General features: G+C 33.7%; 7 protein-coding genes. 6 read left to right on the plus strand and 1 reads right to left on the minus strand.

What is annotated here, in order from left to right:
- Positions 1-381 precede the first annotated feature (381 nt).
- Positions 382-2,139: a single-stranded-DNA-specific exonuclease RecJ gene (gene recJ, locus UABHE_RS34255; RefSeq protein ID WP_372367999.1), complete on the minus strand. Its 1,758-nt coding sequence runs from the start codon at positions 2,137-2,139 to the stop codon at positions 382-384.
- Positions 2,140-2,575: 436 nt separating this feature from the next.
- On the opposite strand from recJ, the gene UABHE_RS34260 reads away from it, so the two are divergent.
- The 6 genes from UABHE_RS34260 to UABHE_RS34285 all read left to right on the plus strand — a co-directional run bounded on the left by UABHE_RS34260 (position 2,576) and on the right by UABHE_RS34285 (position 15,487).
- Positions 2,576-3,247, plus strand: a complete 672-nt coding sequence (locus tag UABHE_RS34260) for a hypothetical protein (protein ID WP_372368000.1) — start codon at positions 2,576-2,578, stop codon at positions 3,245-3,247.
- A gap of 10 nt (positions 3,248-3,257) precedes the next feature.
- A complete protein-coding gene (locus UABHE_RS34265) occupies positions 3,258-5,054 on the plus strand; it encodes a hypothetical protein (RefSeq protein WP_372368001.1) in 1,797 nt (598 codons plus the stop codon).
- 145 nt (positions 5,055-5,199) lie between these two features.
- The gene (locus tag UABHE_RS34270; RefSeq protein ID WP_372368002.1) at positions 5,200-6,081 is read left to right on the plus strand and encodes a TIGR01777 family oxidoreductase; all 882 of its coding nucleotides are present in this window, start codon (positions 5,200-5,202) and stop codon (positions 6,079-6,081) included.
- A gap of 295 nt (positions 6,082-6,376) precedes the next feature.
- Positions 6,377-6,913, plus strand: coding sequence for a TIGR00730 family Rossman fold protein (locus UABHE_RS34275; protein ID WP_372371721.1), 537 nt, complete (start codon positions 6,377-6,379; stop codon positions 6,911-6,913).
- Between the two features lie 55 nt (positions 6,914-6,968).
- Positions 6,969-11,198 carry a protein kinase gene (locus UABHE_RS34280; protein ID WP_372368003.1) on the plus strand — a complete coding sequence of 1,410 codons (4,230 nt, stop codon included), beginning with the start codon at positions 6,969-6,971 and terminating at the stop codon, positions 11,196-11,198.
- Positions 11,199-11,206: 8 nt separating this feature from the next.
- Entirely contained in the window at positions 11,207-15,487 is a 4,281-nt protein-coding gene (locus UABHE_RS34285) for a protein kinase (RefSeq protein ID WP_372368004.1), read from the plus strand.
- The last annotated feature ends 18 nt before the right edge of the window (positions 15,488-15,505 follow it).

Raw genomic sequence — 15,505 nt, forward strand, 5'->3', positions numbered from 1 at the left:
AGCCCGAGCCCGCGCCCGAAAACTTTTTGAGAGCGACAGAAAGTGATTTATTGGTTCAATACTAGTTTTTTGCGATGGAAAAAGAAACTTTGCTTCTTTGATAAATTGTTAGTGAAAGTTTCGGAAACGGGCTCACAAACGGGCTCAGGCTCGAAAAAACACACAATATTTTGAATGATGACACGCCCTAATACTACAGTTGTAACTAAGTACAGTTCCTTATTTTTCGGTGTTTCTAGCTGTTTACAAATAACAGTATTTTTTGCTATTTGAGAAGAGCTATCGATAAAATAAGACCTACAGAGTGTCTAATTTTTATAGCTACCTATTTGTTATTTTAATTACAACTGTAGTACTAATAACGGAGTCGATGTAAACCTCTTAAAAGCCTTTTTTAACAACAGATGTTTTCATATCTTTGACCATAAGTTCGATATTGTGATTTTCTCCCCAGGTATTAATTGTTGGAGAAAAAGCTAGATCGCAAACTTTTGCCTCGATAAGTTCGTATAATCGTTCACCTTGACCAAAATAAACCGCTTTGAATGTTTTATCATTTTGACGAACGTAAAATATTAAATGTTCGCCTTTTGCTCCTGCTCTTGTTGGAGCTGGATTCATTACAACTTCTAGTCCGTGGGCTATCACTACTGGCGGAGGATTTTTTTCTCCAAGAGGTGACATCTTTCTAATATTACCGGCAAATTCCCAATCGATTTTATCGAGAGTAATTTCTAAATCTATATGTAAAGAATGAATGAAATGTTCAGGAGTTAATACTTCTTCAGCAAACTCGTTCATTTTACGACGAAAAGCAGGTATTTTATCTTGTTCTATCTTAAATCCTGCTGCCATGCTGTGGCCACCAAAAGCGACAAGTAGTTCTTCGCAGTGTTTTAGGGCATGAAAAAGGTTGAAGCCTGGGATTGATCGTGCAGACGATTTACCATAACCATTCTCGACACCAATTATGCACACTGGACGATAGTGTTTTTCTACTATACGGCTTGCAACAATTCCAATAATACCAGGATGCCAACCTTCATCAGCAAGAATAATTACATTTTCTTTGTGATATTCGTAGCGCTCCATTTGGGACAATGCTTGCTTGAATATTCGTTGCTGTAATTTTCGACGTTTTTGGTTTTCTACTTCCATGCTACGAGCTAATTTTTGCGCAGTAGTTAGGCTCTTTGTTGTGAGTAGTTCTACAGAATAGCGGGAATGTTCCATTCGACCCATGGCGTTTATTCTTGGACCTAGTCTGAAACCGACGTGTTCAGGAGTAATAGGGCTTGCTTGGCTAAGTTTAGAAACCTCTTTTAATGCTTTTAGACCAACATTTTCTGATTTTTCGAGAGCCTTTAAACCAAAATGGGTTACTACGCGATTTTCTTCTAAAAGAGGTACAACATCTGCAACGGTACCAATGGCAACTAAAGCCATCGCATCTAGAAGAAATTCTCTAAGTTCTGGACGTACTTTGTCTTCGTGTTCAGGCGAAAATGCTTGGCAAAGTGCCCAGGACAATTTAAAACCAACACTTGCGCCGCAGATCCCTTTAAAAGGATAATTACCGCGTTGGTCTTTAGGATTTACAATGGCGTAGGCTTGTGGTAGGTTATCAGGATCTACTTCGTGGTGATCAGTAACAATTACATCTAAGCCACGTTCTTGCGCATATTCAATTGGTTTAAAACCGCGTATTCCGCAATCAACTGTAATCACTAAACTAGCTTTTTCATCAATTATATGTTGAATTGCATCGATATTTAAGCCGTACCCTTCCTTTAATCTGTGTGGGATATAAAAAAACACATTGGCTTTTAGCACCTTTAGGCACTCATAAACAACTGATGTCCCAGTAACTCCATCAACATCATAATCACCGTATACATATATTTTCTGATCTTCCTCTATCGCTTTTTTTATGCGCTCTACAGCTCTCTCCATATCGTATAACAAGTGTGGGTCATGCATGTTTTTTAACTTGGGATTGAGGTAGTCATTAAATTGATCTAAAGTTGCTATATCTCTATTTACTAGGATTGTTGCAAATAATTCATCAATTTCAGCCGCTTCTACAAGGCTTTTTATCGCCCCTTCATCTCTTTCTTTTTGTAGCCAACGTGTTTCCAAGGTATCTCCTAACAAAAAATAATGGTAAAACAACGTCCTATTTTATTATACTTATATATAGGAGGCGTTAAAACGCCCTAACTAGGCAAATTTTGTGATTACCTGATTAGTAATATAGGTAGACATTTTAAATTGTTATCTATCTCTATTTGAGATATTAATAACTGATATCAAAAAAAATTAGTAATAAATATTATTTTCTTAAAAACTAAATAACAAATATTTTATGTCCGAAAACTCCCGAGATATCAATGTTATTGTCCTAAATTTTTCTACTCAGTGCAAGTAGCGATTATTTACTATACAATAATTCTATGAAAAATATTTACATAATTTGTCTAAAATAGTAAACTAACTATAAGTAGAAGTCATATATTTATTTAAATAAACTAAGGAGGCTGGCAAATCTAAAACATTTTTAGAAGCCGGAGCGTCTATGAGAATAAAGTTAATTCTTTTATATGCATTTGCCTGCATATTTATTACAGGTTGTCATAAACCGTTTATGGAAGTTGGCGGTGGTTACGCGCGTTTTAATTTAGATGACGACATTGTATCAGTACAGAATATTGATGGTGAAAACGTAGAGACAAAAGTTAATGGTATAGACTCCTTTATAGTTAAAGTTCGTACAGGGGGCAGTATCATTGAAGCACTTCCTGAATTTCGTACAGGCATTGAATTTAGAGGCGCGCTTGGCGGAGATATTGATGTAGAAGAAGCTGCCAACGGTGATGAAGCATTTTCAGATTTTGTATTACTAATGCTAGGTGGTGGACCTTTTGTCAGCTGGAAACAACCTTTAGGTGATGTGCTATTTGTTGAAGCAGGTGCATTTGCATCAGGGCATACTGCTGGAGTCCATGAATCAGGACAAGAAGTTAATGATGATGATATTATAAATGAAGAAGACACGAAAGCTATTGGTTGGAGCGCAGGGGTTTTTGCTAAAGTAGGAATACTTCCTAGTGGTGATTTTCCTGTTGGCTTCGCACTTGAAGCATCTTACGAAAAGGGTGAATGGCTCTTCGAAGATGATATAAACGGCGAAGATAAGTTTTCTGTTGATGGGTATTCCGTTCTACTTTCTTCAGAGATTGAATTTTAGGAGGAACCCGATGTTTACATTGAAAAAAAAATTAATACCTGTTGTTGGCAAAGCAATTATTATTTGTTTGACTGCTTGTTTGTGTAGTTGTGCAAATACAGCAACACATCGTGAAGTAATAAAGCAACCAAAGGTAGAAACAAAAGATGTTGTAAACTCTCTTGTTGTAAAAAGAGCACTACAAGATGATGTCTCTTCAAAAATGTATAAAATTCAGTTAATGAAAGAAGTGACGTACACAAAGTTTACAAGAAACGATACTAAGATTGTGGTGAAGCATTATCCATTTTCAGTAGCTCGCAAAATAGATGAATTTATTATCGGCGCAGTTACTGTACCATTTACCCCCCTTGCTATTGTCGGAGGAGTTGTAAACGGAGATGCAGATTTGGCGATTTATCCTGTCTCTATGATCTGGCCTTTTCGTAACTTCCGTCCTGAAAAAGGAGGTTTGTTGTCTGGGCCTGTCACGCCAGAAGTCACGACAAATGTGATCCCTGGAACTTGGCAACGCGTGGGAACAAAACGCGATGTTTCTATTGTAAGAGGTGGCCGTCTCACAATTAGCACAAATGGAAAAATGGCTGATTTCCACACCACAAAAAAAGGCATTATTATTATTAACTTAAGTAAGCTACCTGGAGTATACGATAATAATGCGAGTGTTGATTTACAAATAAAATTTAATGGTCAAACTGTAGATCACGCAGTTAGTGCTCAAAGGTTGCTTGTTGTTAGAGAAGCTGGTTCGACAGTTACACCAAAAGAGCTTCCTGGTAACGAAATTCCAAGTAATGATTTAACTCAAGATTTATCTGAGAAAAATGATATTGTTCAAAACATCGAACCAAAAAGAACAGAAACAAAAGTTGCTGAAGCTCCGAGTAATCAAGTTGTTCCTGCCAAAAAACCTACAGAGTTAATCCCATCAACATCTCCAAATAAATATCCAGGTATGGACCGAGCTCTTTTATACAAAGGGTTAACACACGGGTATTGGATAAAAAAAGAAGATGGTTTTCCAATTATGGGACTTCCAAATAAGCCAGGAGTTGTTGCTTATACAACAGAAAATTTAGAACAACCAAATGGCAATGTTTTGGAGATGGTAAAAGAGTATTATGTTTTTGCTTTTAGATTTGGTAAAGACAATAATAATGTTGCTGTTAAAGTTGGTACAAGTCCTTTTGAAAATAATGCTCATGGTTGGATCAATGCCAAGAATTTATTTTTGTGGAATACACTTTATCGTGTAAAGGCAACAAAATCTTTTACAATATACCGTTCGCATGATGACTGTTTACAAGGAAGTAGCAATGCTGTTACGTTCACTGTTGATGAACAAAACATAGACACTTACTTTCCTGTTCTTGAAAGAAAAGGTTCTGTGTGGTGTATTGCTTATCCTGATCAAAACGGACATTTAAAATACGGATGGGTTCAGTGGTTGACAGAAACAGGTTTGGAAGTAGAAGTACGTGCAATGAAGCACAAAATTGACATGGCAATCAACTATCTAGCCAAACGCGTGATTATTAAAACAGAAGATCTAGAAAAGCAGTATACAATGGAACTTCGCGGACCACTTTATTTGTTAAAACCAAAAGAACAAATGAACATGTCTGCTTTTGTTCGCGAAAAAGAGTCTTCAAAAATTACTAAAGCGCGTCAAATTGAAGCTCCAGCAGATGAAGCGGAATTCCAAGAGTTTCATCGTCAAGTACAAGAACTTGGTAAAGTTCTTACCGAAAAAGAAGTATGGCAAACGGATGACGATGTAATCTATATACCTGCTGAACGTGATTAATTATTTAGGTATGTTGCAACTTACTTTAGTGTATTAAGGTAAATATTCCTTAATATTAAAAGGGCAAAAGTTATATACTTTTGCCCTTGTTTTTTTAGAAAGTGTCGACATTTAGGTTTTTTTGATATTTACCAGGGTAAGAAAATTGAAAATATTTGTTGCTGGTGCTGGCGGATTTATTGGGCAAAATTTAATTAAAAAACTAACGCAGAGTACAAACCACAATATTGTTGCTTTGACGCGGCGAAAAATAAACTTTTCTGCAGGAAAAAATATTGTTGGTGACATTTTAAAGTCAGATAAGTGGAAAGAAGAGTTACAGTCATCTGATGTTGTTGTAAACCTTTGTGGTAATGATATTGCTCGAAAATGGCCAAGGTCTGTAAAAATAGAGTTACAAAACGCGCGTTTGAAAACAACAGAAGCAATTGTTAGAGCAATGAACAGTAAGCAATTACTCATTAATGCTTCTGCTGTTGGTTACTATGGTTATTCTCGTGACAAAACTTTTGATGAAACAAGTGTAAGTGGTAAAGATTATTTAGCTTTACTTGCCAAGGATTGGGAATTGAAAGCACTTTCTGCTATAGAAAAAAAATGCCGCGTAGTTATTATGAGATTGGGTGTTGTTTTAGGAAATGGTGGTGCAATAAAAAATATTGTTGGGCAGAAATTTATTGGTGGACGTATTGGAAGTGGTAAGCAATATTTCTCGTGGATTCACATTACAGATGTACTTCATTTTATTAAGCGTGCAATAGATGAAGATGAATTTTACGGTATTTATAATATTTGTAGCCCAAATCCGGTCTGTTATGATGAGTTCAATGCCTCTTTAGGGAGTATACTTCCGCGAATCACAACGATGAAAATACCTAATATGCTGTTAAAAATGTCTGTTGGAGAATTTGCTGAAACGCTTATACAAGGACAGAAAGTGCTTCCAAAAAGATTACAGCAATTAGACTTCGAATTTACCTTTCCCTATCTAAAAGAAGCTTTGCAGGATGTATTAGCAAAAGTATAATACCCAACGACTAACACATCTCTTTAAAATCATAGTAAGGTACCTTTGTGGTGCCCGCAAAAAGAAGAATCAAAATTTTTATTTTGAGTTATTACACCGATTGTCACGGACACCCGGGGTGTTCTTACATCTTTACAAAAACACATTTTTGAATCTTTGCGAATAAGTCTATTCGGAACACTCCTTGGTCAATTATACATCCTGTTTTAATTAAAAACTTTGTAGTCTAAACCTTTCTCTGTGGTTTGTTTTTTTACTTTCAACTAGCAAAATATTATGGAGACACAACTTGAATATAAAAAGTATTTGCGTTTATTGTGGATCATGTGAAGGAAATTTATTGCAATATCAAATGGCAGCTATTGCGTTAGGGAAGCTGCTTGCTCAAAAAGAAATTACTCTTGTGTATGGTGGTGGCCACGTTGGGCTAATGGGAATACTTGCCGACGCAGTACTACAAAATAACGGCAAAGTGATAGGCGTTATTCCTAAGGCACTATATGAGAAAGAACTAGCTCATCTTGAAATTACAGAGCTACTTATTGTTGAAAATATGCACGAACGCAAGCAAAAAATGGCTGACCTTGCGGACGCGTTTATTGCTCTTCCTGGCGGTCTAGGAACCTTAGAAGAGTTGTTAGAAATTTTGACGTGGACAAAGTTGGGATTTCAGAAAAAACCGTGCGCCATTCTCAATGTTGCTGATTACTATAAACACTTACTTCATTTTTTTGAATTTATGATAGAACAAAAATTTTTATCTCGCGAAAATTTTAATCTATTTGTTAGTGAATCTCCTAATGAAGTTGTGAAAAAACTTAGCGAAGTGTAAGGTGTGTTGACACTACAAAATTCTAAGCAGGCCAAATAATACAATGGAATTTTAGATGAATGAACAAGAAACGGCTTTTATCGATAGTGACTTTTTAAAAGAAGGCCAAGTTTTTGACCAATATGTTGTTTTGGAAGAGATTGCACGAGGAGGTATGGGTGTTGTTTATAAATGTAAAACACCACATCGAATTGTTGCAGTTAAGTTTCTGCTTCAAGAAGGGAACAGTCGCATTTCTACAAAAAGATTTCTTCGCGAAGCGAATGTTCTTGGTAAATTAAAACATCCTAGTATTGTGTCTGTTTATAGTGCTGGAGTTTATAAAAATTGTTTATACATTGCAATGGAATTTCTTGAAGGACAGACTCTTGACTCCTTTTCAATTCAAAACATGCCTTTAGAAGAACGATTGATTTTAATAAAAAAGATAGCTATTGCACTTCATTATACACATAAAAATGGAATAGTACATCGCGATATCAAACCATCAAATATCTTTATTGAGAAAAACCATAATCCCAAAATAATCGACTTCGGGATTGCCAAAAACACGAAGATAAGTGAAGAGACATTAACTGCAGAAGGTTCTCGTTTAGGTACACCGCGATATATGTCTCCTGAACAAGTAAAAGGTGTCCGTATAAACGCACAAAGTGATATTTATTCATTAGGTTGTATAATGTTTGAAGCAATTAGCGGTGAAAAAATGGTTTTAGGCGAAAGTCAAATAGAGATTTTTTATAACCTGCAGTTGCACGAAAATCGTCGTCTCTCTGATGTATGCGAAGTGTCTAGTGATCTTAGCTATATATGTACCAAAGCGACAAATAGTGTACAAGATAAACGTTATAAAACAATGATGCATTTTATAAATGATTTAGAAAAGAATTTGCGTCATCAACATGTAAAAAAATCACCGTGGGTTAATGTTAGTATTTGTTTTATTATTTTGCTGAGTATGGTGCTTTCGATTTTTTGGTATAAAAATATCTCTGTTGAAAAACAACGACAGCAAATGACTACTAGTGACAAAATCGCCCTTATAAAAACAGCTATACATGCGCGTGATTATTTAGAAGCACAACATTTACTTCGCGAAATCCCTCTTAAAAAAATCAAAAAAGAAGACCGTGCTCGCACTCTTATCGGATTAAAAGAGTATTCTTTGTTTAATAAAACATACACAATCGAGCAATTTTCACAAAAAACTCCGTGTCTAGTAGCTATTTGCGAGATGTTGTGTGAATTAAAAGATTTTGAAAAAGCCCAAGGTATTCTTGATAAAATTCCGCAAACACAGCAACTATATACAAAATATGTTTCTTATTCTGATATATGTAATTATTTGAAAGGCAAAATTCATTTTGCTAATGGTAATTATAAAGATGCGCACAAAAGATTTCTTGTTATTAGAAATGTAAAAGAATTTTTTACTATATATCCCCGACTTTTTTACTATCTAGGGGTTTTAGATTATCAACGGCAAAAGTACGATGAAGCTTTTGAATATCTAGAGAAATCATATCAATTAAAGCGAGAGAAAGAAACGCTTTATGCAATAGCTGATTGTGTAATAGCCTCAAGTTCCGATGGTGTCGAAGAACAACGAAAAATTTTGCTTAGGATATTGGAAAATATAGTTAGTCGCGAGCCAATGTCTGGAAAAATTCATTCATATCTAGCTCAAGTGTATTATGCCGAAGGAAAAAAAGACTTAGCATACAATCACGCTCTAAATGCTATAGATTTTGGTGAAAGTGATATGAGCCTCTTTGAAATTCCTGTACAAATTTCTAGAGATGATTATTTGCATTATCAAAATTTCATGAAGATTTTTCACGAAATTTTTTATTTTTATGAAAGAGTTACGAGGCCGGATATCTTTGCTTCTCCGATCAAGTTTATACAAACAAAATATTCTCGAGACTACGATTTATATAATTTAAATGTTGAACGGTATGATAAGAAAAAATTTATTTCTCTTATGAATAGAGCACCACAAGAAATAAGAGAATCGTTAATGCGTTCTCTTCCTGCTGATAAAGATATTCTAAAAGAAGTGACTCTCGTCATTCCGCAACTTAACTATAACCAACATTTTTATATACAAAAAAGAATGCGTTTATATCGCTATTATTTAACATATATAAATAAAACAGATAATACTTATATGTTGTCACAAATAGAGAGAAATGCTTCTGAAATTTTTGAATTTATTTTTAATAATGTTGACGAAGATACTGTAATGCGATGCTTGGCATTAAAAACTCTATTAAGAGTTTTAGGGTACGATGATGTAAAAAAATACCGTAAGAAAATTGAGGATTCTCGCGGTCGATTTATTTATGATTTGACACTTTTTCGCTATGGATTTAAAGATATTAAAAAATCTCAAGTTGAAGATTACTGGAGATGGTGTGACGAAGTTTCTGATGCCAAATTTGATAAATATTTTATAATAGACACAATGCTTGAAAGAGATAGCCACTTACTATTGCCATATATAAAGCTAAAATTACCATCTATTTTGAAAGTATTATCAACAGAAAACGTATTGTCTGTTAGTTATGCTTACGTAATGAAAAAAGAAAAGAAGTTAAAAGAATACCTACTTGCAGTAGCAGAGAATGCTAACAATAACGATATATTTGTTAGAAAATATGCTTATCACGCTATTTTAGAGCGCACTGATATAACAAATAGGAATGATTACAGCGTTTTTTTTCTTGGTCTAAAGAAACCGCGACTAGTTAAGCAAGTTCTTAAAAGACTTGTTATCCAACAAGAAATCGTAACGCGAAATCAAGAATTTTCGATTTTACCTACAGCAAAACCAAGTATCTTTAGTAATGCAAATTTTGAGCTTGTTCTTGAAGAAATATTGCAAAAAAATAATCGCGATTTTTCTTTGGCTAATCTTGCCGCGAAATTGTGGAGTGGTTTAGAGAATACTACATCGAGGAAAATAAGTCTTTTTTTAAACGACACGCAAGTTCCTGTTCCTCTTAAATTTATGGCCTACTTTTATTTTTTAGAAAATAATCCCAAGATACTCTTTTCTCATTTTTTTCTAAGTTTAAATAAGTTTGAGTTACTTCGCAATGCTAAAGAATTTGGCTTTTTTTCTATGGCAATTGAATTTCAACAAATTCACAACATTAAGAAGTTGTTATCTTCTTTAAAAGATCCTAGTTTGAAGGTCCTACTCTTTCGTACAATTCAATCTGTAATTCCACTACATAATTTGTACGAACTTCTAGAAAACGAAGCTCTTCCTTTACGTAAGAAACTTCTGGCAAGCTATATTGTTAATCCTTTGATTAAAGAAATTAATGATTATCCGCTCGTTATATGTTGTCAGCATAAAAATCAATATCCAGAGTTTGGAAATGTATTAGCGGTTATTTGCAATAATTTAGATATTTTAAAAGTGCGCGAAGTAGAATATCGCACAAAATTCATTAGGGATGTGAAGGCATCAGTAAAGGCAAATTTTCAAAATAAACAAAAAATCTTTTCTGCAGCGCACGCTCTTTATTCAAATGTAGATACATTTTGGAAGCAAGTGCAGAAAAGAGGTAGTAAACTCGATAAAAAAGCTAGTGCATTAGGATTATATTTACGTTTAAAAGGTGGTTTTCTTGCATTTGAACGTAGTAAAACTATAGAGGGGATGTTTGCTCGCAATCGTAGTAAAATGAAGAGGAATTTCCTTTATGCTGGAAATAGTATTAAAGAAAGTCGATATCTAGATTATGTTTTGTATTTAAAAGAGAAAAGTAAGGTGCCTGAAGAGTCTCGAAGACTAATAAAAATACTAAACTACGCTATTGATTTATACCCTAAAGCAACATTTCTTTATCAACGGGGTGTTGTGTATAACGAAATTGGAAAAAAGAAAAAAGCGCTAGAGGATATAGAAAGAGCTGTAAAGCTAATGCCTAAAAATATACACTTTCTAATAAGTAAAATTGAAATTCAATTACTGCTTTACCCAGAACAACAAAAACTTTTGTTAAAAGAATTAGACAACCTGCGAAAAAATACAGTGAATCGCTCTTTTTTAAAACATATAGCTCGCATATACAAGACTTATAATATGACAAAAAAAGCGCGCAAAATTTTTGAACGTTTGTATATAGAAGATGTTTATGACATTGAAGTTATAAATAGCATTATAAATACTTATAAAAAAGAAAATAGCAGTTTTTTCGATTGGAAAAAAGTACTACAAGTTGTAAAACAAAAAATTATACGAAAAAATATGCCTATTGGTACACACTAGGAAAAAAAATGAATGAATTTGATACTTCAATATTTTTTGATGAGGAAGCGCTTCGTCCAGGAGATTCTTTTGATAAATACATAGTTGTTTCAGAAATTGCTCGTGGTGGAATGGGAGTTGTGTATAAATGCCAAGAAAAGGAATTGCAGCGCTTTGTTGCAGTAAAATTCCTTCTCAAGGAAGCAAAAAATATTATTGCTGAAAAGAGGTTTTTGCGCGAAGCCAAAATAATGGGGAGATTACAACATCCTAATATTACTGATGTATATAACGTTGGGAATTACAATGGACATGTATATATTGTAATGGAGTTTCTTGAGGGACAAGCACTTGATAGTTTTCGAACACAAGATTTTTCTTTACAAGAACGCTTGGCGTTAATTAAAAAAGTAGCTCTCGCACTCCATTATGCTCACCAAAATGGTATTATTCATCGCGATATAAAACCATCAAATATATTTATAGAAAAAGATAATAATCCGAAAATTATGGATTTTGGGTTAGCTAAGAATCTCAAAGTAGATAAACAATTAACACAAATAGGAGAAGTCTTAGGCACACCTCGCTATATGTCACCAGAACAAATCAACGGTTCCTATGTTAGTGCTCAAACCGACATATACTCTCTTGGTAGTATTCTTTTTGAAGTTGTTAGTGGAGAAAAGATGATCGAAGGAGAACATGCGCTGCAAATCTTTTACAATATACGTTTACAAAAAACACGTTGTCTTATAGATATAATGGATGTTTCCAAAACTTTGAACGCTGTTTGCTGTAAAGCAACAAGCAAACAACACCAAAGATACAAAACAATGATCGCTTTTGCCAACGATTTAGATGCGCTTTTAAAAAATCGCAAACGCTATTATTACAAGAAAAGCTTATTTACTATTTTTATCGTCTTTGTTATTGCTAGTTTTGCGTGTCTTTATTTACCGAAAAAAACAACGAAGAATCCAGATACAATAATAAATGAAGCAATGTTTCGCGAATTAGAGGATTACATTCGTTCTATAAAAAATTCTTTGCTTAATCGCCAATATCTTGCTGCTAAAAGACTATTGCAAGAAGTTCGCAAAAAATTTCCGCAGCAACAACAAGGACAACAAGAACAATTAAGATATTTACGTGCACGTACTTTGCTCGGTTTAAAAGAATATGACACATTCAATCAAAAATGCACAATAGAAGAGTTAAGAAGTGACTTACTTTGTTTGATTTCTATCGCAGAGATGTATTATTACCAACAGCAGCCACAAAAAGTAAAACAAACTTTGGAAGTAATAGAAAATCCTACAGATGAGAAGTATGTTGGTCAAGTCAGCGTGCGTGATGTGTATAATTTTTTGTCCGGTTACGTTTCTTTTGCAACAAACCAAAGAAATAGCTACCTGTATTTTAAGAAGATACCGAAATCAAACCACGCTAAATTTGCTAAAGAATATCCAATGTTCGATTACTATTTGGGAATTTTTTTCCAGGAACGGGGAAATCTACGCAAATCGTTTATTTATTTAGAAAAAGCATACGAAAAAGAAAATCGCTACCTTATTTTAGATGCAATGATTAACTGCGTGATGGAAAGTTTTCACTATAAAACATCAAGATTCTGGGGAAGAGTATACGCCCGTTTTTCAAATACATTAAAGTCAATCAACAAACATTCAACTTTTACCCCGCGCATTCATCACTGTTTAGCTCGTATCCACGACAAAATAAACGAGAATAGGAAAGACTTAGCCCTTTACCATATTGCGCAAGCAATTGAGTTAGGAGAGAATAAAACCGAGGCTTTTAATTTCCTTGCAAAAATGAGCAACGAATGTTTATTAAATAATGACGCATTTCCCCAGATTGTAGAAAATAGCTTTTTTGAGTATACGCGAAACCCTGAATTTGATATTTTTGCAAATAAGGTGTTTTCTCTACATAAAAAGTATGAAAGAGATTATTTACATTACTATCAAGCTATTGATAATCGCCAAAAAAATCTTGGCCTATTAAAAAAAGCGCGAGATTTAGAGACTAAAAAGGTAATTATTCGTTCTTTACCTGCTGATCAGGAAACAATAGAGTACATTTGTAAGAGTTATCCATCTTTGGTTGCTGAAGAACTTTTACAATTTTACAATCAAAAAATAATGAACTTACAACGCTATCGTTTAGCATATTTATATTCCCAAAGTGATAGTCAGATGTATTCAAGGGTTGAAGAAGATATAGATAAACTGTTTCGAGAAATATTTTGTAATCGGGAAGAAGACCCAGTAATGCGTTTTGCGACATTGACAGTACTCTTAAGAGTGTACGATTATTCGCAGTTTAAAAAGCAGCAAATTCCTGATCAAAAAGGACGAATCATTTTTGATTTGCTTTTATATCGCAATAGTCTTATTGATCTTGACAAAATAACAATAGATCGCATTTGGAAATGGAGTAACACATCCCAAGTTAGAGGTGCAGAGTTTATAAAAACTCTTCTTCTTAGTATACTTATTTACAAATCAAATTATAGTATTGTATCTTCTATGCCTAAAAATTATTTGCAAAAAAATGTAATTCAAGCAAGCTATGTTTATCACCATCGAAAGAATAAGAAAGCCGAAAGGTTTCTTATTTCAATGGTAAAGAATCATGATGATTTAGAACGTCGCATTTACGCTTATAGCGTAATGATGAAGAGCATAAATGCAAAAAATATACACAATAAAAAAAATATAAATTTATTGTTTTTGGGATTAAGACAAAATTCGCTTGCGAAAATGGCGATTAGAACGATGATTAACTGTGGCCGATCTTTTCAAGGTGAAAGTATTGTTGCAGATAAACGTTTCATTGGAGGAATATTTCACCGAACTGTAAAAGGAAAGTCTCTTCGAGAATATCTTGAGGATTTTTTCTTAAGTAAAGACTGGGAGCTTGTTAAGTTATCGGTACGATTATGGGCAAATTTACGTTATGTAAATTATCCTGAACTGCAAAAAATAATAAACGATTCGCGAATCCCAAGTGCTGTGCGCGCAACTTGCTACTTTCATTTTATAAAAAACAACCCCCAAGCATTACTAATTTCTTTTATTTCTCATATGCAAAAGATAACAAAGGAGTTGCCAAATTCAAAATATGAAATATTTGCGAGCGCTATTGAAGTGATGAAAAAAGAATATAATCTAGAGCAAGTCGTATCTGTAATACAAGACGAGAGTTTAAAACTAATGATTCATCGTTTGATGCGTAAAAATATGTATACTGAAAGTTTTCTTGATGAATTGAACAATAAGAAACAGCAGCGCAAATATTTTGCAGCAATATATATCAATGCTCCAATAAATGAGAGTCTAGATGATTTTCCAATCAAATATTTTTGTAATAATGCACGTAGTACTTTATTACAATCTTTTATTAACGAGATATGTAGACAAAGTGATATCGTTAATCGCCTTGAAGTTAAATATCGTAGAAATCTTAGGCGAAGCATTTTTCGTAAAATGAAAGACCTGTACACTCCTTCGCTGGCAATTTCCGAGAGACAAATATTTTGGATGAGCCGTATTTTATATACAGATTCGCGTCAACATAAACGCTTCTCTGATGAATGGATGGGACGTCGAGAAATCACAAAACAGCTTTTGGCTTCTGGGTTTTATCAATCGTTACGTTCTATTTTTTTTGATTTTAAACGATTAGAAAATTTAAAACAGTTAATTGATAGAAAGCATGAGCTATATTTTCCTCTACTTGGAAGTAATGTTATACAAGATACTTATTCTCTGTACATTGAGTTTTTGAAAAAAAGTATCCACAATAAAGATTTAAAACCGAGGTTAATTGAAAAATTAAATTACGCAATACTCTTTGATGGAGATCATCCAACATACTTGTATGAGCGAGCTATAATCTATCGTGAAATGAGAGAGTATGATCAAGCGCTAAAATTATTAACTAAAGCTTTATCTATAGAACCTCACAATACTCGTTACAAACTTGAAAAAATAGAAATAGAGTTACTATTAAAAAAAGCTATTGATTTTAATACATTGTCTATTATGTGTTCTAGAACAAACAATCGTATTTTTCTTAAACGAATAGCAAAAATATACGAGCACCGTTTTCCAAAAAAAGCGCAAAAAATTTATCGTAGACTCTACATGGAAGATTTGTTTGATAAAGATTGTTTACAAAAAATAATCGCGACTTATAGAGAGGGTGATTCAGACAAAAAATCTTGGCAAAAAATCTTGAGTGATTTAGAAGAAAAAATTGAAAAAGAACAACTACCTATTAAATAAGTTTTGAGCGGAGAAAGA

The sequence above is a fragment of the Candidatus Uabimicrobium helgolandensis genome (assembly GCF_041508025.1).
In the GTDB taxonomy this organism is placed as follows: Bacteria; Planctomycetota; Uabimicrobiia; order Uabimicrobiales; family Uabimicrobiaceae; genus Uabimicrobium; species Uabimicrobium helgolandensis.